This window comes from Bradyrhizobium sp. 27S5 (assembly GCF_037217225.1).
GTDB lineage: Bacteria > Pseudomonadota > Alphaproteobacteria > Rhizobiales > Xanthobacteraceae > Bradyrhizobium > Bradyrhizobium septentrionale.
Genome location: NZ_CP147714.1, coordinates 5,187,488 through 5,207,982 on the forward strand (window position 1 = coordinate 5,187,488; position 20,495 = coordinate 5,207,982).

At 62.8% G+C, this 20,495-nt stretch carries 26 protein-coding genes and 1 tRNA gene; 12 read left to right on the forward strand and 15 right to left on the reverse strand.

The window, feature by feature from the left end; genetic code table 11:
• Positions 1-22: 22 nt before the first annotated feature.
• The 4 genes from WDM24_RS24365 to WDM24_RS24380 all read right to left on the reverse strand — a co-directional run bounded on the left by WDM24_RS24365 (position 23) and on the right by WDM24_RS24380 (position 3,982).
• Positions 23-895, reverse strand: a complete 873-nt coding sequence (locus WDM24_RS24365; RefSeq protein ID WP_338827324.1) for a DMT family transporter — start codon at positions 893-895, stop codon at positions 23-25.
• 1,250 nt (positions 896-2,145) lie between these two features.
• Complete coding sequence (locus WDM24_RS24370; protein ID WP_338689615.1) at positions 2,146-2,523, reverse strand: hypothetical protein; 378 nt, start codon at positions 2,521-2,523, stop codon at positions 2,146-2,148.
• Between the two features lie 542 nt (positions 2,524-3,065).
• Entirely contained in the window at positions 3,066-3,188 is a 123-nt protein-coding gene (locus tag WDM24_RS24375) for a hypothetical protein (RefSeq protein ID WP_256375172.1), read from the reverse strand.
• A 347-nt stretch (positions 3,189-3,535) separates the two neighbouring features.
• Positions 3,536-3,982 carry a hypothetical protein gene (locus WDM24_RS24380; protein WP_338827325.1) on the reverse strand — a complete coding sequence of 149 codons (447 nt, stop codon included), beginning with the start codon at positions 3,980-3,982 and terminating at the stop codon, positions 3,536-3,538.
• A 212-nt stretch (positions 3,983-4,194) separates the two neighbouring features.
• On the opposite strand from WDM24_RS24380, the gene WDM24_RS24385 reads away from it, so the two are divergent.
• Positions 4,195-4,470 carry a hypothetical protein gene (locus tag WDM24_RS24385; protein WP_166297057.1) on the forward strand — a complete coding sequence of 92 codons (276 nt, stop codon included), beginning with the start codon at positions 4,195-4,197 and terminating at the stop codon, positions 4,468-4,470.
• Positions 4,471-4,569: 99 nt separating this feature from the next.
• Positions 4,570-4,646 (forward strand) — tRNA-Arg (locus WDM24_RS24390).
• A gap of 67 nt (positions 4,647-4,713) precedes the next feature.
• On the opposite strand, the gene WDM24_RS24395 is transcribed toward WDM24_RS24390, so the two are convergent.
• A complete protein-coding gene (locus WDM24_RS24395; protein WP_338827326.1) occupies positions 4,714-4,947 on the reverse strand; it encodes a hypothetical protein in 234 nt (77 codons plus the stop codon).
• Positions 4,948-5,030: 83 nt separating this feature from the next.
• Here WDM24_RS24395 and WDM24_RS24400 point away from each other — a divergent pair, with 83 nt between their 5' ends.
• From WDM24_RS24400 to WDM24_RS24420, 5 genes are all read left to right on the forward strand, one after another.
• Positions 5,031-5,603 carry a hypothetical protein gene (locus tag WDM24_RS24400; RefSeq protein ID WP_338827327.1) on the forward strand — a complete coding sequence of 191 codons (573 nt, stop codon included), beginning with the start codon at positions 5,031-5,033 and terminating at the stop codon, positions 5,601-5,603.
• A gap of 188 nt (positions 5,604-5,791) precedes the next feature.
• On the forward strand, positions 5,792-6,061 hold the full coding sequence (locus tag WDM24_RS24405; protein ID WP_338827328.1) for a hypothetical protein: 270 nt from the start codon (positions 5,792-5,794) through the stop codon (positions 6,059-6,061).
• Between the two features lie 181 nt (positions 6,062-6,242).
• Positions 6,243-6,422, forward strand: coding sequence for a hypothetical protein (locus tag WDM24_RS24410; RefSeq protein WP_166297240.1), 180 nt, complete (start codon positions 6,243-6,245; stop codon positions 6,420-6,422).
• A 220-nt stretch (positions 6,423-6,642) separates the two neighbouring features.
• The gene (locus WDM24_RS24415) at positions 6,643-7,023 is read left to right on the forward strand and encodes a hypothetical protein (protein ID WP_338827329.1); all 381 of its coding nucleotides are present in this window, start codon (positions 6,643-6,645) and stop codon (positions 7,021-7,023) included.
• Between the two features lie 204 nt (positions 7,024-7,227).
• A complete protein-coding gene (locus WDM24_RS24420) occupies positions 7,228-7,422 on the forward strand; it encodes a hypothetical protein (protein ID WP_338827330.1) in 195 nt (64 codons plus the stop codon).
• A 903-nt stretch (positions 7,423-8,325) separates the two neighbouring features.
• Here WDM24_RS24420 and WDM24_RS24425 read toward each other — a convergent pair.
• The 4 genes from WDM24_RS24425 to WDM24_RS24440 all read right to left on the reverse strand — a co-directional run bounded on the left by WDM24_RS24425 (position 8,326) and on the right by WDM24_RS24440 (position 11,435).
• Complete coding sequence (locus WDM24_RS24425) at positions 8,326-8,745, reverse strand: CBS domain-containing protein (protein WP_338689633.1); 420 nt, start codon at positions 8,743-8,745, stop codon at positions 8,326-8,328.
• 123 nt (positions 8,746-8,868) lie between these two features.
• The gene (locus tag WDM24_RS24430) at positions 8,869-9,339 is read right to left on the reverse strand and encodes a YbaK/EbsC family protein (RefSeq protein ID WP_338827331.1); all 471 of its coding nucleotides are present in this window, start codon (positions 9,337-9,339) and stop codon (positions 8,869-8,871) included.
• Between the two features lie 120 nt (positions 9,340-9,459).
• Complete coding sequence (locus tag WDM24_RS24435; RefSeq protein ID WP_414645621.1) at positions 9,460-10,278, reverse strand: pentapeptide repeat-containing protein; 819 nt, start codon at positions 10,276-10,278, stop codon at positions 9,460-9,462.
• Positions 10,279-10,577: 299 nt separating this feature from the next.
• A complete protein-coding gene (locus tag WDM24_RS24440) occupies positions 10,578-11,435 on the reverse strand; it encodes a LysR family transcriptional regulator (RefSeq protein WP_414645622.1) in 858 nt (285 codons plus the stop codon).
• Between the two features lie 126 nt (positions 11,436-11,561).
• On the opposite strand from WDM24_RS24440, the gene WDM24_RS24445 reads away from it, so the two are divergent.
• Both WDM24_RS24445 and WDM24_RS24450 read left to right on the forward strand, forming a co-directional pair.
• Complete coding sequence (locus WDM24_RS24445; RefSeq protein ID WP_338827334.1) at positions 11,562-12,623, forward strand: alkene reductase; 1,062 nt, start codon at positions 11,562-11,564, stop codon at positions 12,621-12,623.
• A gap of 29 nt (positions 12,624-12,652) precedes the next feature.
• A complete protein-coding gene (locus tag WDM24_RS24450) occupies positions 12,653-13,240 on the forward strand; it encodes an isochorismatase family protein (RefSeq protein WP_338827336.1) in 588 nt (195 codons plus the stop codon).
• An 83-nt stretch (positions 13,241-13,323) separates the two neighbouring features.
• Here WDM24_RS24450 and WDM24_RS24455 read toward each other — a convergent pair whose 3' ends face one another.
• Positions 13,324-14,334, reverse strand: coding sequence for a helix-turn-helix domain-containing protein (locus WDM24_RS24455; RefSeq protein WP_338827338.1), 1,011 nt, complete (start codon positions 14,332-14,334; stop codon positions 13,324-13,326).
• 158 nt (positions 14,335-14,492) lie between these two features.
• On the opposite strand from WDM24_RS24455, the gene WDM24_RS24460 reads away from it, so the two are divergent.
• The gene (locus tag WDM24_RS24460) at positions 14,493-15,638 is read left to right on the forward strand and encodes an alkane 1-monooxygenase (RefSeq protein WP_338827339.1); all 1,146 of its coding nucleotides are present in this window, start codon (positions 14,493-14,495) and stop codon (positions 15,636-15,638) included.
• Positions 15,639-15,701: 63 nt separating this feature from the next.
• Here the strand turns inward: WDM24_RS24460 and WDM24_RS24465 are convergent, their stop codons facing one another.
• Complete coding sequence (locus WDM24_RS24465; RefSeq protein WP_338827341.1) at positions 15,702-16,823, reverse strand: L-dopachrome tautomerase-related protein; 1,122 nt, start codon at positions 16,821-16,823, stop codon at positions 15,702-15,704.
• A gap of 150 nt (positions 16,824-16,973) precedes the next feature.
• Between WDM24_RS24465 and WDM24_RS24470 the strand changes: the two genes are divergently transcribed.
• Both WDM24_RS24470 and WDM24_RS24475 read left to right on the forward strand, forming a co-directional pair.
• On the forward strand, positions 16,974-17,366 hold the full coding sequence (locus WDM24_RS24470) for a helix-turn-helix domain-containing protein (RefSeq protein WP_338827343.1): 393 nt from the start codon (positions 16,974-16,976) through the stop codon (positions 17,364-17,366).
• 13 nt (positions 17,367-17,379) lie between these two features.
• Positions 17,380-18,042 carry a hypothetical protein gene (locus tag WDM24_RS24475; protein ID WP_338827344.1) on the forward strand — a complete coding sequence of 221 codons (663 nt, stop codon included), beginning with the start codon at positions 17,380-17,382 and terminating at the stop codon, positions 18,040-18,042.
• A gap of 20 nt (positions 18,043-18,062) precedes the next feature.
• On the opposite strand, the gene WDM24_RS24480 is transcribed toward WDM24_RS24475, so the two are convergent.
• The 4 genes from WDM24_RS24480 to WDM24_RS24495 all read right to left on the reverse strand — a co-directional run bounded on the left by WDM24_RS24480 (position 18,063) and on the right by WDM24_RS24495 (position 20,493).
• Entirely contained in the window at positions 18,063-18,833 is a 771-nt protein-coding gene (locus WDM24_RS24480) for a hypothetical protein (protein WP_338827345.1), read from the reverse strand.
• Positions 18,834-19,029: 196 nt separating this feature from the next.
• Positions 19,030-19,401, reverse strand: coding sequence for a hypothetical protein (locus WDM24_RS24485; protein ID WP_166297260.1), 372 nt, complete (start codon positions 19,399-19,401; stop codon positions 19,030-19,032).
• A gap of 146 nt (positions 19,402-19,547) precedes the next feature.
• Positions 19,548-19,841 (reverse strand): hypothetical protein, encoded by a 294-nt coding sequence (locus tag WDM24_RS24490; RefSeq protein WP_338832439.1) that lies wholly within the window; start codon positions 19,839-19,841, stop codon positions 19,548-19,550.
• Between the two features lie 229 nt (positions 19,842-20,070).
• Complete coding sequence (locus WDM24_RS24495) at positions 20,071-20,493, reverse strand: zinc-ribbon domain containing protein (protein WP_166297262.1); 423 nt, start codon at positions 20,491-20,493, stop codon at positions 20,071-20,073.
• Positions 20,494-20,495 lie beyond the last annotated feature (2 nt).

Below are 20,495 nucleotides of genomic sequence, written 5' to 3' on the forward strand. Positions count from 1 at the left end.
AAACAAAAATCCGTAGCAAGGATTAAGCGCGGCGGTTGACCAGCAGCACCGCCGCGGCGCAGGCCGCCATGCCCGCGATCGATACCGGATCGAGCCGCTCGCCGAACAGCACATAGGCCATCAGCGCGGTCACCGCCGGCACCAGATAGAACAGGCTCGCGACCGAGGTCGCGGCATGGTGGCGGATCAGCCAGTACAACAGCCCGATCGAGCCGATCGACAGCGCGAACACCAGCCAGGCCAGCGCCAGCACGAACTCGCTGGTCCAGTGCACGACATTGGTCTCGAACAGCCAGGCGCCGATGCCGAAGAAGATCGTCACCGCGATGTATTGCACGAGATTGCCGGCGCGCCAGTCGATCTGGTTGCAGTAGCGGCGCTGATAAAGCGTGCCGAGCGTGATCGAGATCAGCGAGACGCCGGAGGCGAGCCAGCCCCACCCCGCCTCGCCCGTCATCGGCCGGTTGTGCAGGATCAGCACGACGCCGGCGAGGCCGAGCACCAGCCCGCCCCATTGCAGCGGCGTGACGCGCTCGCCAAGCCAGCGGTTGGCGATGGTCGAGGTCAGGATCGGCTGCAGCCCCGGGATCAAGGCCGAGAGCCCGGCGGGAATCGAATGCGCGATCGCAATCGCGGTGCCGCCGAGATAGAAGCCGTGCACCAGAATGCCGGCCACCGCGCTGTGGAAGACGCCCGTCCGGTCCGGCCATTTCGGCCGCGCGACCGCGGCGATGACAGCCATCACCACCACAACGAACGCCATCCGGATCGCCAGATAGGTCAGCGGCTCCGCATTGTTGATGACGTATTTGGTGCCAATGAATCCCGTGCTCCACAGCACGACAAAGATCGCCGGCGCCAGGCGAGCGGCAGTTTCCTCGAAGCTCTTGTTCATTGCCGACAGTCATTGCCTGAAGATAAGGCAGCCGGCAATCGCGAATTTTTGGAGGGGGCGATGCGCCGATGCCATTGGCGTTCGCGTTTAAGCAGACGGTGTCATCACCCGCGCATGCGGGTGATCCAGTATTTCAGAGACGCCGGAGCTTGAACCGGGAGGCCGCGGCGTACTGGATCGCCCGGTCGAGCCGGGCGATGACAGTGAGGGTGGGGACACAGCTTCGCATTCTCGCGACATGACTTGTCCGAGTTTTGCTTCTCGTTCCGCCCTCTCCTTGAACAGAGGGCGCAGGGAAAGCCGGGTGCCGATCGCACCCATGGGCCCCGAGCAAAAGGTAGAAAGCTCGGGGGTAGGACCACAGATGTAACCGGAGCAATCCGGCTTTCCCTGCGCGATGGGTTACGGCTTACTTCGTGCTCTCCCCGGCGAGACTGGGCTTGTTTGTCACCGCCTCGCGAAGATGCTTCGCATCTCGCGGGGGACACCGGCCGCTAGGGCGTCAGGACCACACGACTTCACCGTCCGCGTCACACGCGTTCGTCGCTTGCATGATCAGCGTCCACCGCATCTCACCACAACACCCGTGACGATGCGCAGCGCCCCTCGATCGGGTGAGACGGGCAAACCATACACTGAGTTGAATTTCTGATAAAGCGAAATATTTTCGCGCGCGAGGCTTGACAGGTTTTGCTGAGTTGCCCGTCGGTCGCCTTGTCGCGCCGAACAACAGTTCGCCACCGGCCTGCATGAGCGCAACATCGGGTTCGGCAACCTGCATCCTTGATCTCACTCGCTCTCGCCGACCTTGCCTGCAGAACATGTTCAGAAACCCAGACGACATCCGCATCGCGCGCCGCAACTTCAACGCGCGCGGGTGATCAAAATTCGAGTTGTCACCTTTCCCGTTTTCTGTGTGAACTGCTTCACCTGCGTTCGCAGGCAGGCATTCCAAGATGCGGGCTCGACGCGAACAGAGGAGTCGCTGACATGAGCGACAAGCCATCAACCGGAATGCCCGACTGGCTCACGACGGACATGCTGGTGATCGCGATCTCCATCGCGATCATCGCGCTTGGCATTTGGATCGCTCCCTAAAGCGCGATGAGATTGGGTCGAATCGTCATCGCGCTATAGTTCTTTGTCTAAGCATGATCTCCACGCAAACGCTCCGCGTTTGTCGCGAGGGAAAGCCGCTTCGCACTTTTCCGGATCATGCTCTAGCCTCGCGCAGCCTCAAAACGCCGTCATCACTCGAGGCGATATTTTCTTCCATTCTTATTCGGGTCGGTATTGTCGCTTGTCGAGAACACCAGGACCGGGCCGAACCAATTTGTTGTGTCCCGGTGCAGTTCGAACCGGCCGGCGCCTTTGGACTCGATTTCCCGTTGGTCGCTATTGGCCGGGCCGAGAGGTCGATCGTCTTCATACAGTCGCGCAGCGTTGAGCTCGCCGCTGAAATACTTGACGGGGATCAGGTAGGCGTGTCCCTGCAAAAAACGGAAGGTGCCGCGGAGCGTTCGATCGACCGGGCTCGGAGGCAACAGATAAAGCAATGCGCTCGACGCCAGGGCAAAAAGCGCCGATCCGATCACGATGCGGGTGGTGGCAGATATCCTGAACGACACGTTCTCTCGGGCTCTCGCTTGCCGGGCCCCTCCTCTAGCGCGCGCCTTGATCGCGGACAATGGTTGGGCCTCGACCGAGGCCGCAAAGGCCGCGCAGCCGAAGGGCAACACCGGCGTCAGGCCGAAGGACTCGGCCGGCGAGACGTTCCCTACCCCCGGGTACCGTCTCGAGACGGCCCAAATTCCCTGGAGATACGGCCAGGAACAGGCATCCCAGCTGCCCGGCCGGGCCGGCGGGCCTCGCAAATGCGTGATCCTGCGTGACCGTTCCCTGCCTTCATTTGGGCATCGATCGGGAACAGGCTATTCTGCGGAGATGCCAGGATGGCATGCCAAGGCGGCCACCGCAGGGGGGTGCCTGCAATTGAGCGACCGATCCCGCGATTCAATGCAAGATGTCGACTTGCGGAATTTTGTGCGGGTCATCTCGGCCTGCACACTGGGGCTTTGGGCATTTGCGGCCGGTCTGCTGATCGGGGTGTTTTGGCTCTCGTAATTCATCGTCACACGAGACCATGCGGCGCCAGCTGAGGCGCGTGCCCCTACCCGCCGCTGAGATGATGGGCGGCCACGAACAACACAAGCCCGCTCAGCACCAGCGCCGACGCGGCGCCGGCAACGCTGCGCGCGAGTTCAGCCTTCGAAAGATTGGATCTGGTTGCCATCACAACCTCCTGTGCGTGCGAGCCGAGGCCCAGCCGCTCCGGCGGTCGGGCTCGCTGGTGGAGCACCATCCCATCACGCCGATGAACGGATCATGAGCGAACGGCCGCATCGCCGAAGCTGAGCCCGGCAAGTCGAGGCTGTCAGTACCGCTGGTGTCGGACGGCGACGTCAGGCCCAGGACCTGAGCCGCTCTCGTCATGGCCGGGCTTGTCCCGGCCATCCACGTCTCCAGCTCCGCCGGAGGGAAAGACGTGGATGCCCGGCACAAGGCCGGGCATGACGAGTTGAAGCAGCAATGCCGATTTTACGTCAAACGCTTTTGCGGTCAGAGCTAGCGCGCCCGCGCCTACCACTCTTCGGGACAGGGATCGACGATGTTCCAGAGATCGACCCCGTTCTTGATCTTCTTCATCTCGGTGGTGAGCCCGCCATTGCGGCGGATCCAGTTCTTCACCGCGTCGGGGTAGTAGGACATCAGGTCGGAGGTGCCCTCGAGGCTGGTGACCTTGATGCCGAAGGTGAAGGCCTTGTCGTAATAGGCCTGGTGGAAGCCGATGCTGGCCTTCGGCGTGACGCAGATCTTGTTCAGCGGCACGATGCCGAACACCAGCGTGCAGGCCGAGTTGCAGATGCCGTCGATGACGACGCGCTCGCGGCGGTCGCGGATCTGCTTGTACTTGGCCTTGTACTCCTCGACATAGCCGCCATGGTCGCGCGTGATGTGCAGCACGGCCCGCGCGGGCGTCGCAGCCAGAACCGGGAGCAGCAAGGCGGCAAGGAGCGTGATGCGCATGGAACGTTCGAGACCGAGGGAATGCCAGATCCGGGCGGACCTGACCGCAAGACTCTGGCCGGACTGTGTTGGCAATCCGTTAAGCATCCGCAAAAAGGCAAAATTTGGCGCGCTGTGACTGATTTCCCGCAGCTTTTCGCCTGATTCCGGGTTAAATGGGCTTCGGATCGGCCCGAAATGCCGATTCCAGCGTGAATGCCCGGAGGCAGCCCATGACCAAGACCAAGCTTTTCGCCGCCCTCACTGTGACTGTTTCCCTGGCCGTCCTGGCCCTCACCCCGGCGGCCTCGGCCCACCCGCGCCACCACCGGCATCACCACCACCACGCCCATTGGGGCCTGCCCTACCACATCAGCTATCTGCACAATTACGGCCCGGGCCCGGCCGCCGGCACTTTCGCTTATTATGACGGCCCCTCTCGCAACAAGTGCTACCAGAGCTCGGCCGCCTATATCGGCCAGGATCACCGCCGCCATCCCTGCTTCTGAGGGCCTTGCGGCAACGGCCGGCCGGACGCGCGGACACCGTCTGGCGGCCGCGCGGGGCTGCTGGCCCTCACCGCCCAAGTCTGATAATCGACCCGCAACGCGCTCGTAGCTCAGCTGGATAGAGCATCGGATTTCGATTCCGAGGGTCGGGAGTTCGAATCTCTCCGAGCGCGCCAATAAAGTCCATCAATTGGCTTGAGACAGACCGGAACGGTATTGCCGGTTTGCAGACCGGCTTGCAATTTACGTTTCGCTAACCTGCTGCTCAAGCTCCACCACAGCCTGCTCTGCCAACTCGAATTTGCCGCCGAGATCGTGCGCCTGCAAGATGCGCTCGACGTCCTCTGGGCTGTGCCCGGTGAGCGCGGCAACAACGCCCAGGACGACGCTCCTACCCGCTTCGGCTATCCGGCGGCGGGTCGAGATCGGGCTAACGGCGAGGAGATAAAATGGATGGCCCAAGTCGCGGTCGCACATTAGCGATCTTCTTTGCACTGGTTATTGTGCTGCCTTCCGCTTCGCAGACGCGGCCGACGGCGCATTCACGGGACGAGTGGCGTGTGGTCGACAAGGAATGTCGCGATGTCTTGCCTCCTCAGGCAAAGATACGGGCATGCCTCAACTTGCTCGGGGATCGACGACTCCCGGCCGCCTCTGTCGCTCCGATCAACGGCGAAATATCGAGCGCGTTCCAAAGCCTGCGGGACTACAGCAACGCCATCAAATACAAGAAGATTGAAATTGAACGCGCGCTTGCCCCGTTGAAGCAACTCCCTTCGTCGGACGAAGCACTCCCAGCGACCTTTGGCGCGATGTCTCTACGTTACACGGAGCTCGGGACACTCCAGGCGCTCAATCGCCTGGCCAACTTCAACAGTCAGTCTGATGAAGCGCGCCGAGGTGCCACCGAGGAGCAAAATAACTACAACCTGGCGCTTCAGTACAACCCGATGAACTACAGGACATATCGATACCGGGCTGAAATTCGCAGCCTGTTCTGTGATAGCGCCTCTGCGGCTCAAGACCTGGAGGCCGCGGTCAGGTTTGCCGAGACAGCTGGAGATCAGACTGCAGCTCGAGACTACAAGCGCGCCACGCTAGGCGCTTGCATTCCAACATGGCGCCGAGAATAGATCTGCCGGGGCAGTGTTCTCCACCGTAAAAATCCGGAGCGAGCTCGCCGCCGGCGCCGAGCCCGCGTGCGACCGCTCCGACCGTGCTCTTACGGGCCCGACACTGGCAAGCAACTTGCGACGCATGCGTGAATAGTTCGGCGCCAACCATTCTCGGTGTGCCGAACTCAAACATTCGGAGCACCAAGATGAACATGCATCCTCGTTTTGAGACAGCCCGCGAAAGCACTCCACGAGAGTTGACGATCAGCAAAATACTGGCCGATCTGATCCTCGCCTGTCAGACGATCCAGGACGACATCACGGCCGAGGAAGTGCGCGCGGGGATTTCCGACCGATCGGACAGAAGGTATCCGATTTTGGCGAGGTCGCTGAACGAGCGGTACGATAATCTCAAGGGAACCATTGCCACCCTTGAAAGGCGTCTCTCAGAAAGAGAACTCGGCGCAGGCATGTAACCATTTCCATGAGCCGCCCCCCTGTGCCCCCTTTCGTCAGCGGTGCCCGGAAGAGCGACAGCGACTATGACCGAAATGGCGGCGCGGCAAGAATTTTAGTTCTACCCGATAATAATGCTTAATCAGACGCAATCAGAGGAGTAGCGTCGCACTCCCTCAGTATCAGTCAGGGACGCGCCCCATGTCTGCTCTCCATGCAAAGCTGGAACGATTTGAGGTTCTTGCGGCCGAATGCGAGATGATCGCTAGCCGTGTGCAGGATGGGAGCAGTCGCGAACTATATCTGCGCTTGGGTGCGCGCTATCGCGACCTGGCGACCGATATGCGGACCGTGATCGCGAGCGTCAACGAAGCTGCGTAACCGCAGCACAGAGCTCATTTCCAGCCTCCGGTGGACGCCAGCATATTCAAGTCCGGCCCGGCGGTTGTGAACGGTTCAAGTCACGGCAACGATGCTCGTCACGAGCCTGCTTCCGCTCGCGGAACGCGAACGTGAGACGTCGTGAATGCCGTCATGTTGAAACGGCGCCAAGTCGGGACTTGCATCAGGTTCGCACACCATAATGCTTGGGAGATTTAGCGTGTTCCGAGCAGCAATCTTCATCGCTATCTGTCTGGCTGTCACGTCGCCATCGCCGGCTCAGCAGGTGCGGGTCATCACGGGAGACATCGAGCACATCTACGGGCCTGGCGGTGAGGTCCTCGACGACGCCGATCTGCGCGCACGAAATGAGCGCGCCTTTGAAAGAATGCAGCTTGATAAGCAGCGCGCGATCGAGATGCGGCAAATCGAGGCAGAGAAAGAGCGACTGAGGTTCGAGCGCGACCAAGCCGCGCTCGCCTATGCAACTGGCCCGACACTGGACTCGACATACGGCACCGGACTTTTCACTTATCGCCATCGGGGCCACGGGAGGATAGGTGTCGCCCCCAAAATGGGCGGTTCGCGACGACGACAATGAAAATATTCATGTTATCAATATCTTGCCGGCTCTTCGAGCGCGCCAGTGAACCACGGGCGCGAGTGCCTTGGGCCGCCCGCCCACCCGCCTAATAACCTCCGCGTGAATGAAACATCATTTCCTGCCCCTCGAAGCGAGCCCGAAACAAACGGCGCTCAGCATCATCAGTGTTTTTCATCACCTGAACATTTCCGGGGTAAAGCCATGCAGCAAGACAACGGCATCAAATTCCAGGATCTCGACCAGGTTTTGCGTACCGCACAGATCAGGCGTTCCGCCGACCTGGGTCTCTGGATACGGCAGTACATCCAGAATCTCGGTCTCGCTCGCCAACAGAGAGCGACCGACAGGAAGCACGCGATCGCGACGCAGTCCGGCACAAAGCTTCTGGCCCACTGACCCAAGGGAGCGACGACGATGTGGACCCACAAAGTACGCATGCTGGTGGTCGTAAGTCTGCTGGCCGGTGCGGCTGTCATCTTGATGGCGATGGCCGCTCCTCACCCGGTATCGAGCGCTGCGCTCGGCAGTGAGTGGCAATGCAGCAAGGCAGGGTTCATCCTCACGACCTGCCGTCAGGTCCCGCCAGTCTGAACCGCTCTGGCATGGGCGCTGCAATGGAGACCATGCTGGGGATTTCAGTGTCCCAGTTCAGGAAGGAAACGCCGCCGGGCGTGTATTTTTGAAACCGGCGGCGTCTTTTCCTGAAACACCCTGCCTCGACGGGTCAGGCCCCAGACAGGAAGCCGGTCACAAGCTGCTCGGCCAACCGCAGCACCGCCCAGCGCGTCCTCTCGATACTCGGGCATCATTAGACGCCGCGCCGTCAGGACGTCCCGGTTTGTGCAAAGGTTTTGAACGGCAAATAGCCGTCCATGCGATTGGCCGCGTGCGGCAAGGTCGGCTGGGTTGATACCCGTCTGGCATCGAGCGAAGTGGTTGATTTCGCCAAAGGCGTCACTGGTTGATAGTCCGCTTAACTCACGCAGACTGCTGCCTGATGTCACGATCTGAACGCATCGATCGCGTGAGCGAGGAGGATGCCAACACTCACAATGAAAAGTATGGAAATCGCTGCGTCAAACATAATGGGCACAGCAAAACGGGCCGTCCGCGATCAGTCAAAAGAAATTCCATCGGCATGAATGTATCGCTCGACAGTTGATGCGTCGGTGCAACAGGGATCGGCTTCTCCCGCAGCAACCGGAAGTATTGAGCACGCTCTAGATTCATCGTGACGTTCTGTCGTGCGACCGCGGTGCCGGCCGATCTGCCGGTCGTTTCCGGCAGACCGGCCTCGCCTCAATGATGAGCCGACACGCCCTTCATGCATTGGGACACGAGATCGGCACCGGCGAAGTGGCCGACATCGCCCAGGCTGATCATGCCGACCATCCGTTTGCTCTTGTTGATGACGGGCAGCCGGCGGACCTTCAGGGTCTCCATGTGATGCACCGCCTTTGCCAGATCGTCGTCTTCCCGGCAGCAGTGGATGCCTTCGGTCATCACATCCCGCGCGGTGGCGCGCGCCGGGTTGAAGTCCTTGCTCGTAACACCTTTGCAGACGATATCGCGATCCGTCACCATCCCGATCAGGCGATCGTCTCGTCCAATCGGAATACAGCCGACGTCGTGCCCTTGCATCAATTTTGCGATTTCGGCGATCGGGGTATCGGGGCTCACCCAATCGACGCCCTTATGCATCACGTCCTTGACCTTCATGGAGGACCTCCCTTGCAAGGCAGCAGCCCCCTCGCCTGCAACTATACAGCAGATCGGGCGTGACCGCATGTGGGCCGCGCCTTGATCAGGGCGCACCGACAGTTGGTCCCGCCATCTAGCGCGTCAGTCGTGCGCGCTGATGCGGCCGCGCAGTGCGTTGGCGGTCAGGCGTGCGAATTGCGCACGACCGAGATGCAGCAGCGTCTCATGATCGCCGGCTTCAATGTAGACGTCGGGCTGCATCTCGATGCTGTCATCGACGATCACGTCAAGCCCGTAACAGATGCCGGCGGCTGGAACCGCCCCGTGCGCGCAGTCGGCGAACAGACGATCGATCTCGCTTTCAGTGGCCATGGCGATATCGTCGCCGAATCTCGCCCTCAGATCCTCAAGCCTGAGGTGATGCGAGGCCGGCAGCACGGCGAGCATGTAGCCGCCGTCGCGACGCAACACGATCGCCTTGGCCAGGCGATCGCCTGAGACGTGACATGCCTGGGCGCTATGGGTGGACGACATCGTGAGCACGTGCGGGATTTCGTCGTAGGCGATGTTTTCGGCAGCAAGATATTTGTGCAGTGTGGGAGAAATGGTCATGACGTCACCTCCGGTGCGACATGCAACCATCCACCGTGGTCCTGCCCGCCGCACGATGAGCGGTAGCGTGGTTCTCAACGCAGAGCATAAGTCCAGTTGCTGGGCACTGCAATTCGCCTGCTAGTTTGGGCGCCGCGCCAGGTTCAAGTTCCGGGCCTTGTCCAGATTGCGGGTATCGGCCAGCGCCGCCGCGCCCGGCAGGAGGGCCGACGCAAGGTCGGTCTCGGTGAAATCGGCGCCGGCGAGATTGGCGTCGGACAAGTCGGCTCCCACGAGGTTGGCGCGGCTGAGGTTGCAGTTTGCCAGATTGGCGTTCTGCAGCTTCGCGAATTCGAGATCGGCGCGCGAGAGATTGGCGCCGCTCAGATCCGCATTCCGGAGATCGGCGGAATTGAGCACGCCGCGCATCATGCCCATCGATTGGTTGCGCATATCAGCGCTCAAATCGGCGCCCGCAAGTTTGGCCCCGATCAGGCTGGCGCCGGAAAGATCGGCGGTGATGCGAGCGCCGCTCAAATCGGCGCCGCCAAGCCTCGCGCGTTGCATCTGGGTGCCGAGCAGCGATGCCCTGACGAGGGATGCCCCGGTCAAATCTGCGTCGATGAGCCAGGCCTGGTTCAGGATTGTCCCGTCGAAGCGCGCGCCTTTCAGGCTGGTGCGGTTGAGTTTGACGAGGCGAAGATTGCCGCCGGAGAAGTCGAGCCCCGAGAGATCGAGGTGCGACAGCCGCTTTCCCTCCAAATCTGCCGTGCGTCGGTTCGCCGGCTGTTGACGTGCCGCCTCGAGAAGCGTGTCGACCTCGGCGCGCGTCATCTCCGACGTCGTCATGTCGGGACTGTTGAGGTCGACATCGCGCAGCATGTCCTGCGCGACGGCGTCAATCGGAGCAACCAGCAGCGCCGCCATCGCTACAAAAGCAAATGCGAGACGAAACAGCATCGCTGTCTCCGCTTTCCGGCCTTCAGAGTATGAAACCGGATCATGATCCTGGCAATGCTCGTGACCGCGACCGCCGCGTCATTGTGCCACGGCTGAAGCAATACTGCCCATCTTCATCGGCCGAGGCGCGCCACTTCCGAATCTGCGATTTCATGCGGGGCGCTCCGCTCGGTTTCTACGGCGGAGTTTCATAATCATAAGAGCGGTGGGGTTCGGCGACCCGCGGCGTTCGCATCGGCACATTGCTCTTCGGCGACGAAGCCCGAGATGGCAAGCAAGCGCCGCCTCACGTCGATGGATCAAGTCCGGTTCAGGCACTCGCTCAAGAACTCGATAAAGCGCTGGGTTTTCGCTGGCAGCAAACGCGTCTCGGTGACGGCGTGCACGGAGATTGGCGCAGCCTGCCATTGCGGCAGCACCCGGCGCAGCCGTCCATCCTTCAAATCCTCGGCGACGATGGCTTCCGCCAGCATGGCAATGCCCAAATCCAGGCCCGCCATGCGCCGCATCATGCCGATGCTGTTGAGCCGGAATCGGCCGCCGGCGGCGACTTCCACCGTTTGCGCTCCGCGGTGCAGGGTCCAGGCGTCGCCTCTCGGGAAGCAGAGGCACTGATGCTCTTCCAAGTCGGCGGGTCCGCTCGGTTCTCCAGAGCGTTCGAGATAGCGCGGCGAGGCGTATAGATAGCGCGGAAGCTCGGCGAGCTTGCGCGCGATCAGGGTCGAATCCGGCAACTCGCCCATGCGGATCGCCACATCAAACGGCTCGGCCACCAGATCGACTCGCCGCGGCGTAAGGTCGAATTCGAAGCTGATCCCGGGATAGCGGTGGGAGAACTCCGCCAACTCGGGCGCAAGAAAGGTCGTGGCGAAATCCACGGGCAGAGAAACGCGCAAGACTCCGTTCGGCTGGGCAAGCATCTCGCCGAGTTGCTCGTGTGCGAGTCGCGCCTCATCGACGATGCGCCTGCAACGCTCGAAATAGATCTGGCCTGCTTCGGTCAGTTCTATCTTGCGTGTCGTGCGGTGCAGAAGCCGCAACCCGATCGCCTTCTCGAGGCCGCTGATCCGCCGTGACAAAGTGGAGTTGGGCACGTCGACCGTTTGGGCCGCCCGGCGGTAGCTCCGGGCTTTCACAACCTCAACAAACAGCGCCATGTCATTTAGTAGTTCCAAGTTGATCATTGCTCCATAAATGGATCAATCATTTCAGCTTTATCATATTTATCCCGAAAATGAATAGCCCATCTTCCCTCTCATCAACTCTTGAGAGGGAATTCACCCATGAATCAACTGTTCTCATCCGTTCGCGTTGGCCGCTACATGCTGCCCAATCGGCTAGCGATGGCGCCAATGACCCGATCCCGAGCGGATGCGGCGGGCGTGCCGGGCGATCTGGCCACCCGATACTACGCCCAGCGCGCCGGCGTCGGCCTGATCGTCACCGAAGGCACCCAGCCTTCGGACGATGGACAGGGCTATCTCACCACGCCGGGCATCTATAGCGACGCGCATACTGACGGCTGGAAGAAGGTCACCTCGGCCGTGCACGACGCGGGCGGCCACATCTTCATCCAGCTCATGCACGCCGGGCGCATGTCGCATCCCGACAACACGCCGCATCATCGTCAGGGCGTAGCACCGTCAGCGATAGCGCCGGGGGCGCCGATGTTCACCGCGAAGGGCATGCAGGACATCCCCGCGCCGCGCGCCCTGACCACCGTGGAAGTGCGCCAGACCGTTCAGGATTTCCGCACCTCGGCGGGTCGCGCCATCGAGGCCGGCGCCGACGGTGTCGAGATCCACGGCGCGAACGCCTATCTGCTCCATCAGTTCTTGGCGCCGAGCGCCAACACGCGCACCGATCAATATGGTGGGTTGGTCGAAAACCGCGCACGCTTCGCCATCGAGGTTGCCACCGCGATTACTGAAGAGATCGGCGCGGACCGGACGGCGATCCGCCTGTCTCCCGGGACGACGATGTGGGGCATCGACGAAGGCGCTGAGGGGCCGGATCTCTACCGCTATCTGGTCGCTGAACTCGACAAGCTCGGCCTCGCCTATCTGCACATCATGCACCAGGGCAACGACCCGCTTCTGAGCGACATCCGTAAGCTCTGGAAGCAGCCGCTGGTCCTGAACCGGCCGGGTCGCCCGCGCGACCGGATCGGCTCCGACGTGGCTTCGGGGCTGGCCGATCTGGAAGCCTACGGTCAGATGGTCTTGGCCAATCCGGATTTTGTTGCGCGGCTGAAGGCCAATGCGCCGATGAACGATGCCGACCGCAACACCTTCTTTGGCGGCGCCGCGCAGGGCTACGTCGATTACCCCGCCTTGAGCGCCTGAGGTTCGCGATCGTCAAAAGGAGAAGCATGATGGATTACGAACGATTCAATGCCGCCAATGCCGCGATGCTGCTGATCGACCATCAGGTCGGCACCATGAGCTGGGTGCACTCCATCCCGTTCGAGGAGATGAAACGCAATGCGCTGATGTTGGCCGACACCGCCCGCATCCTGAAGCTGCCGGTCGTGTTGACCTCGAGCATGGAGGAATATGCGCAAGGGCCGTTGCTGAGCGAGTTGCAATTCATCCTGCCGGCCGCGTTCACCGCTCGCATCAAGCGCGTCGGCATCGTCAACGCCATGGACGACGAGAACTTCGCTGCGGCCGTCAAGGCGACCGGGCGCAACAAGCTCATCATCGCAGGTGTCACCAACGATGTTTGCACGGTCTTCCCGGCGCTGAGCCTCGTCCGTGATGGTTACGAGGTCCAGGTCGTGGCCGACGCCGGCGGCTCGCCAAGCAAAATGGCCGACGATATCGCGCTGCGGCGAATGGAAAAGGGCGGCGCCACGCTGACCAGCACCAACCAAGTGATCGCCGAGCTTGCAGGAAACTGGACCACGCCGGAAGGCAGCCAGATTGTGCAGGAGGTCGTGATGAAAGCCCTGCAGCCGTGAGAACGCCGAACGCCTCCGGCGCAGTCGGAGGCGTTCCCTTACCCGGCGACGAAAACGACGCGAACCGCGCACGCGCCGATCCGCTAGCCCCGCACGCTCCTCTCGCCAAACCACCGCCGGCACGCCCGGCTGAAACTCGTCGCATCGGTGTAGCCGAGCGCCGCCGCCATCTCGTCGCGCGATTGCGTGTCCGCCGCGAGCATCACCCTCGCGCGCTCGCGCAGCACGCCGTCGAGCAGCGGGCGGAAGGCGCTGCCACCCTCCGCCAGCCGACGCACCAGCGTGCGCCGCGAGGTGCCGACAAGGCGCGCGGCCTCCTCCTCGCCGAGCCGCTGCGGCAGGCGCGACGCGATCAGATTCTCGACGATCCGCGTCAGCGCCTCGCTGTCCGAGCGCGGCTTCTCGATCGCTTCGAGCGCCTCGATCGCCTTGGCGTGCAATTCCGGATCGGCAAACGGCGACGGCCGCGCGCACAGCGCCTTTGGCACGTCGAACAGGAAGGCGGCCGCGTTGAACTTCACCGCGCAGGCATAATGCGGCACGAGCCGCTCGGCGTCCGCAGGCGGGGCCCAGGGAAATTGCAGCGTCGCCTGGCCGATCGCATCCTCGAGCAGCTGCGTGTACACCGCGTGCACGTTGAGGCTGACCGCCAGCGCCACGGCATGCCACAGCGCGTCATCCATCGCCACCGCGGGAGAGATTTCGATCTGGATCGCGCGCGCGGTGCGGCGCAGCCGGTTGCGGATGAAGGGCGCGCGGGTCGATCCGAAGCGGGCGCCGGTGATCAAGGCGTCTTCGATGGTCGGTGCCGTCCGGGTCGCGACGTCGAGCGCGCCTTGCAGCGATGTCGACCAGACCGAAGCGGCCGACAACGGCCACAGCTCGCCATGCCGGCGGGTGATGTTGGTGGCCAGCACCACCAGCCCGGACACCGGCATGTGCGCGCCCGGCTGATCGAGCGCCTCGAGCTGGATTCCCGTGCCCTTCAGCAGCTCGTCGCGCTCGCCCCGCGTCTTGCCGAAGGCACGGACCAGCGCCCGCGCATAGCTCACGGTGACCGGCGCGCGGAGGGCATCCGTGTCAGATCCCTGCATGGCGTCGGCCGCCTCCCCCGGCTGTCTGACGAAATGAGCTTGGCGCAAAATGCCACAAATTTGGCCTGTTGTGAACTGGCGGCGCAGGCCCGCCTCGCGGCATTCTTGATGCAACAACGGCGAATGCCGACGCGACGAGAAATGCTGGAGGGAATGCGATGATCTTCACGGGCACCAATGCCGCTGGCGAAACGATCACCTATCGGGACGGCAAACGCTATCTGTGGATGCTGTCGTTCATCCCGCCGCTGATCCCGCTGTTGTCCTACTGGCTGTTCCTGCGGACGCACAATCCGCTGGTGACGCTGATCCCCTTCGTCTTCATCTTCATCCTGATCCCGCTGCTCGATGTCCTGTTCGGCGAGGACACCCACAATCCGCCGGCGGAAGTGGTCGCCGCGATGGAGGCCGACCCCTATTATCTGCGGCTTGCGCGCTTCACCGTGGTGTTTCCCTGGGTGAACTACGTGGCCCTGATCGCCTTCTTCGGCACCCAGGAGCTGCCATGGTGGTCCTATGTCGCGCTGTTGCTCGGCGTCGGCACCATCAATGGCGGCGCGCTCTTGATCGGGCACGAACTCGGCCACAAGCCGGACAGGCTCAACATCCTGTTCGGCACGCTCGCCAATTGTGCGGTGGGATACGCCCACTTCCGCGTCGAGCATAATCGCGGCCACCACACCTGGGTTGCGACCCCCGAAGACCCCGCCAGCGCGCGGTTCGGTGAATCGATCTATGCGTTCGCGTTGCGCGAACTGCCTGGCGCCTTCAAGCGCGGCTGGCGCAACGAGGCCGAGCGGCTGACCAGGCGCGGCGAGCCGGTCTGGTCGGTCAACAATGAGATCCTGCAGGGCTTTGCGCTGACATTCGTGGTCGCGGCTATACTGATCGCGCTGTTCGGCTGGAAGGTGGCGCCCTTCATCGTCGCGCATCATTTCCTCGGCTGGTATGCGCTGACCCAGGCCAACTATGTCGAACACTACGGGCTGTTGCGCGAAAAACTGCCGAACGGCCGCTACCAGGCGGTCGAGCCGCGCCACTCCTGGAACACCAACCACATCGTCTCGAACCTGATGACGTTCCATCTGCAACGTCATTCCGACCATCACGCCAACCCGATGCGGCCCTACCAGTCGCTGCGCGATTTCGACGACATCCCGCGGCTGCCGAACGGCTACACCGGTATATTCGGGCTCGCTGCGATCCCGCCGCTCTGGTTCCGCGTGATGGACCCGAAGACGCTGGCCTGGGCCGGCGGCGACAGGAGCAAGCTCAATCTGCGCGACCGGCCGGCGAGTTCGTGATTGCAATTGTCGCCCGGCCTGCAAAACAGGCCGGGCGTCGTCGTCAACACGCTGCGCCCGCACTCATCGCGAGACGTAGCCGGCCGCGAGCGGCTTGAAGCGATAAATCAGATACGGAGCCTTGTTCTCGCCCTTGCCGCCGTGAAACATCGCGGCCGCGGAGATCTGCGACGCCGATACGTACATGTAGCCGTCCGCGGACGCCGTGATGCCGTCGGGCCAGACCATCTCCGCGTCGCTCAGATAGGTGCGATATTTGCGATCGGCCCCGATGACGCCGACCGACTTGCTCTCGACTGCGGTCAGATAAAGATTGCCAGCATAGTCGATCGAAAGCCCGCCATTGTTCGGCTTATCTGAATAGCGCTCGACCCTGGCGCTGAGCTCGGGTGGCGTCAGCTTCTCGTCGTTGAGATCGGCGACCCGCACACGGTAGATCGAGCGGCCGCTGAGCGGCGCGAAGTAGACCCATTCCGACCTGACATCCATGGTGATGCCGTCGCAGCCGACCTTGATGATCGACGGCTTGCCGTCCTTGCCCGACACCGTGAGATCCTTGCCGTCCACCGTGATCGGCAGGTCTTCAGGGATCGTGGAACGGTCTCCGTCAAGCACGCGCCTGGCGCGCCCGGTGTCCATGTCGATGATGATGATCGCGGCATGCGATCCATCGCCGCCCGGGCCGATATTCTCGTCGGCGATGTAGAATTTGCGATGCTTCTGGTCGATCACGATGTCCTGCGGCTGCGACCCCGTCCGCGTCACGGGATCCGGCATGTAATAGATGCGCTCGAGCCGGTCGCTGCGCGTATTCCATCCGACCAGCTTCGGCGTGATGTTGGTGCGGAATCCCATGTCGATGATCCAGACCACGCCATTCTCGTCCGAGCGGAGCCCGAGCACGTTGTCGAGATACTGGTCGGTGCCCTTCCGCGGCGTATTCCACTCCGCGCTTGGAAACGGCTGGAATGTCGTCGGCGACGTCAGCTTCGCGACCCTGATCTCCGGACTGAAGAACGGGTGATGGCTGAAGATCAGCTGGTTGTCCGGCGTGATGGCGATGTTGCCGACCGACTCGGGCAACCGCGCCACGATCTCGGCACGGACCGCCGGCTCGTCCGCACGCGCAGCTGATAGCAATACGTTCGCCGTCATCGCGGCGATCAACAAAATCCCTCGCTTCACGCGGGTCCCCTCCCTGTTGCCGTTGATGTGTCGTTGCGCGCCGGCCCGGCCTTGATCGGCAAGGTTCGGCTTTGCGGGACCAACGTTGCGCGCTAAGTTGGGCGCTGACAATTACGCACAGGAATGTCCGGTAGTATCAGGGAGTGAACCATGAAGGGGCGCGATGCGAAGAGCTATGATTGTGCGGCCGGCTGCCCCGTCGAGGCGACGCTCGATCTGATCGACGGCAAGTGGAAGGCCGTGATCCTCTATCACCTGCTCGGCGATACCATCCGCTTCAACGAACTCGGGCGGCGGCTGTCGCGGATTTCACAGCGCATGCTGACGCGGCAGCTTCGCGAGCTGGAGACCGCTGACCTGATTCACCGCGAGATCTATCCGGAGGTGCCGCCGCGCGTCGAGTATTCGCTGACGGCGCGCGGGCGTTCGCTCGAACCCGTGATCCGCTCGCTGTGGAGCTGGGGCAACGCCTATCTCGAGGAGCGACGCGCTGCGCCGCGCGCGCTCAACGGGGCGTCAGCCTCGGCACAACGCGCCGGGTAGAGCGGAGCAGCGCATGCCGCGGACGAACCTGCTCAACTGGGCGGTCCGGCGCCTGGTGATCTGGCTGCTCGCGCTCGGCGGCGGCTATCTCTTGGTGTTCGGCGGATCGTCGACGTCAAAACCGATCCGCAAGAAGATTTCGATCGAGGTGGCGACACCATCCGGCACGGCACGCGGCGCCTCCGTGATCGAGATGGTCCACTCGCATGCACCATGGTGGTACCCGGCCGCGGTGAAGGGCGCGACCTCCGAGCGGGGCGAAGCGCCCTACGCCGATCTTGGCGGCAGGCGCTACGTGTTCGTTACCATCAACAACCAGCTCGACGAGAGGCCGATCTCGGGAAGCCTGCTGCCGGAATCGATACAGGCCGATGGCAGCTTTCAACCGAACAGGACGCCGATGATCGTGACCTTTGGCGATATCGAGGATCCGAACACGATCCGGAAGCTCGAGCCCGGCGCATTTGAGCGGGCGTTCGGATCGGGCTATCGTCTGGTGAGCCTGACCGCGACCGATACGCAGGATCCGCCCACCAACGGAACGCTGGCGCGGACATTTCCGGTGCTGCATCGGCAGCTATCGATGCCGGCCCAACAGCGCGTGCCGCAGCCCTATCAGCGCGGCGACCTCCGAGCGATCAACTGGCGCGCCTTCGAGACGCCGCCAACACCGTAAGATCCCAACGCTCTTCCCGATCAGCGGCGCTTCATCGCGCCGATGCCGAGGAATGAACCGCCGACGGACGGATATTGGCTGGTGAATTCGAACGTATCGAAGATCGGTGCCTCGAACTCCTTGAGCGCCGTCCAGAGCAGCGTCGTATCCGGACAGGCCTGGGAGTGGACGTCGTGATGCACGATGATCCTGGCATGGGCGCGGACCAGCAGATGGTCGAGCATCGCACCGCGCAGGCTGTGATCACCGTCGATAAAGACGAAGTCCGGCTTCACCCGATCGACATAGGCGCTGACGACCGGCGCGGTGGAGAAGGCCTGTAGATAGACCGGCTCGATCTCCGCGCGCTCGCGAAGCAGCTCGAAATAGGTCGTGATGAACGGCGTCGGATCGATCGGATCGAGCGCGATCACGGTCTTGAGGTCGGCGCCGCTGTTCCGGAGCCACTCCGCAACCAGGATGAACATGCCGCCCCATCGGCAGCCGATCTCCATATACGATGAGACGCCGGACGCATTGCGTGCGAGCCAGGCCAGATACGGCGCGAGCTGGCTCGGATACTGCCAGAGGTGCAGGCCCTTGCCGAAGCTCGCCGACAATTCCGGCGGCTGTTCGCGCAGCAGCTCGTCGTTGAGGCCGAGCGCGGGGATGAACTCCCGCTCGAGGAATGCCACGTCGGTACGCTCTGCTGCGCTCAGTCCGGCGATCGCATCGACTGCCTCACCGACGGAATCGGAGAGATCGGCAAAACGCTGATATCGGTCGGCTTGAGCCTGCGGGACGTTGAGCATCGGCACCATCAACTCGGACGGAAGGGCAAGAGGAGACCGCAGCTGATGCGCCCCCGATGGTTGAACGGCGAGCGCGTCCGTCTCGGGCGCAAAATCTTGTGCTCGGCGCAAATATTCCGCCTGGCGTCCCGTGCATCTACGGGAAACCCGCCAACCCACATCCGGGTCGCGCCGGGCGCGCAGCCACGCAGCGCCTTCAACTGCTCGGGATCTTGCGCCGCACCGCCTCCACGCCGGCGTCGGTGACGCGATATCTCCGCCCCACCTCCGGGATAATCCAGCCCTTGTCGATCATTCCGGCTAGCGTGCTCGGGCCGACGCCCGCGGGAAACGGCCGGCGATGTTTGATCGCGTCGATCGCGACCCGCTCGAGATGGGTGGCGACATGAGACGGGCGGGCGCGAAACGCCTTGGCGATGATGAGAACCGACAGGACCTCGGCGCGCCGGCGCACCGCCGACGCGCTGCGGGTTAGTTCGTTGCTGATCTCGAGAGCATTCTTGCCGGCCCCGGCGAGCTCACGGAGCTTCTCGTCCTCGTCCGAGCTCCAGCGCCGCACGATCCCCATCTGCCCCTCACCGCCTGGATACCCACCTCACGCAGATGCATACGCAGGCGGCGCTGATTTGCCATGTGACTTTCGGCACCTCTTGCAGTGACGTTGGTGACTGTCACCATCAAGAGGCCCGATCGCCGTGCCGCGCGCTGCGGCGCTCAATGCTTGCTGGGTTCGAGCGTGATGAGCACGCCGGTCGGCTCGGGCTCGTGAGGCCGAAGCGACGTCAGCTCCGGATCGCTCCACTCGGCGAGACTCACGACCTCGCCCGTCTGCCCCGGCATGTCGGAGGTCTGCGCCGGCTCGAGCACCTTGAGTCCGCTGGTATCGACGAAGAATGTGTGCTCGCCGAAAACGCTGTTCAGTTGCGCCACCGCCGGATGATCATCCGGCAGCACCTGGGCATTCAGTTGCGTCATGGTCTGCTTGACTTGCGTGGCACTAAGCTTCATCCGCTGCTCCTTCTTGTTGGTTCCGGCCTTGACCGGTTTCCCTGGCTGGCTTCCTTGGTAGTTTCCTTGGCTGGCTTCCTCCCCGCTCACGCCCCTCGTTCGGGGGCTTCGAAGTCTCGAACCGATCAGGCAACGAAACGTTCCGCGCGCGCGACGCATTGACCGCGGGCGTGCTGGTTCCATGTCCATCGATGCGAGAGTTGCAACTTGTCCGCGCGCAGCGTGCCCCTTACGAGGCGGGAGACTTCTTCCTCGCGAGCCCTTCGAGATGCACGCGGCGCGCGGCGGTCTTGCGTGCGCGCTCCCTGGTGCGGCAGGCCCGGCAGCGCACGGCCGTGGTGAACACGTCGCCCTTGGCGGTCTCGTACCACCATTTCTGCTGCAACGGAGTCCACACCTCGGCAACGCCGCAGTCCTTGCAGACGAACGGCTCCGGTCGATAGGTACCGCGCTCGACGAAATCTGGGATCGAATAGCTGTTCGACGGCGCCAGCTCGCTCGTCACCACCGGAACTTCGCCGCGCGCCAGCGCAATCTTGTATTCGCGGAGACGGCGCTGCTCGGCGGCGCGTTGCGCCTGCAAGCGGCGCCATTCCTCTGCCTTGCGCTGCTTGGCGTCGATCTCCCCGCGCTTCTGCTTGCTGCTCTTCACGG

Coding starts and splice junctions, on each gene's coding strand:
- WDM24_RS24365 (WP_338827324.1), bottom strand. CDS start 895: ATGAACAAGAGCTTCGAGGAAACTGCCGCTCGCCTGGCGCCGGCGATC.
- WDM24_RS24375 (WP_256375172.1), bottom strand. CDS start 3,188: ATGGCAACCAGATCCAATCTTTCGAAGGCTGAACTCGCGCGCAGCGTT.
- WDM24_RS24380 (WP_338827325.1), bottom strand. CDS start 3,982: ATGCGCATCACGCTCCTTGCCGCCTTGCTGCTCCCGGTTCTGGCTGCG.
- WDM24_RS24385 (WP_166297057.1), top strand. CDS start 4,195: ATGACCAAGACCAAGCTTTTCGCCGCCCTCACTGTGACTGTTTCCCTG.
- WDM24_RS24395 (WP_338827326.1), bottom strand. CDS start 4,947: ATGTGCGACCGCGACTTGGGCCATCCATTTTATCTCCTCGCCGTTAGC.
- WDM24_RS24405 (WP_338827328.1), top strand. CDS start 5,792: ATGAACATGCATCCTCGTTTTGAGACAGCCCGCGAAAGCACTCCACGA.
- WDM24_RS24410 (WP_166297240.1), top strand. CDS start 6,243: ATGTCTGCTCTCCATGCAAAGCTGGAACGATTTGAGGTTCTTGCGGCC.
- WDM24_RS24420 (WP_338827330.1), top strand. CDS start 7,228: ATGCAGCAAGACAACGGCATCAAATTCCAGGATCTCGACCAGGTTTTG.
- WDM24_RS24425 (WP_338689633.1), bottom strand. CDS start 8,745: ATGAAGGTCAAGGACGTGATGCATAAGGGCGTCGATTGGGTGAGCCCC.
- WDM24_RS24430 (WP_338827331.1), bottom strand. CDS start 9,339: ATGACCATTTCTCCCACACTGCACAAATATCTTGCTGCCGAAAACATC.
- WDM24_RS24435 (WP_414645621.1), bottom strand. CDS start 10,278: ATGCTGTTTCGTCTCGCATTTGCTTTTGTAGCGATGGCGGCGCTGCTG.
- WDM24_RS24440 (WP_414645622.1), bottom strand. CDS start 11,435: ATGGCGCTGTTTGTTGAGGTTGTGAAAGCCCGGAGCTACCGCCGGGCG.
- WDM24_RS24445 (WP_338827334.1), top strand. CDS start 11,562: ATGAATCAACTGTTCTCATCCGTTCGCGTTGGCCGCTACATGCTGCCC.
- WDM24_RS24450 (WP_338827336.1), top strand. CDS start 12,653: ATGGATTACGAACGATTCAATGCCGCCAATGCCGCGATGCTGCTGATC.
- WDM24_RS24455 (WP_338827338.1), bottom strand. CDS start 14,334: ATGCAGGGATCTGACACGGATGCCCTCCGCGCGCCGGTCACCGTGAGC.
- WDM24_RS24460 (WP_338827339.1), top strand. CDS start 14,493: ATGATCTTCACGGGCACCAATGCCGCTGGCGAAACGATCACCTATCGG.
- WDM24_RS24470 (WP_338827343.1), top strand. CDS start 16,974: ATGAAGGGGCGCGATGCGAAGAGCTATGATTGTGCGGCCGGCTGCCCC.
- WDM24_RS24475 (WP_338827344.1), top strand. CDS start 17,380: ATGCCGCGGACGAACCTGCTCAACTGGGCGGTCCGGCGCCTGGTGATC.
- WDM24_RS24480 (WP_338827345.1), bottom strand. CDS start 18,833: ATGCTCAACGTCCCGCAGGCTCAAGCCGACCGATATCAGCGTTTTGCC.
- WDM24_RS24485 (WP_166297260.1), bottom strand. CDS start 19,401: ATGGGGATCGTGCGGCGCTGGAGCTCGGACGAGGACGAGAAGCTCCGT.
- WDM24_RS24490 (WP_338832439.1), bottom strand. CDS start 19,841: ATGAAGCTTAGTGCCACGCAAGTCAAGCAGACCATGACGCAACTGAAT.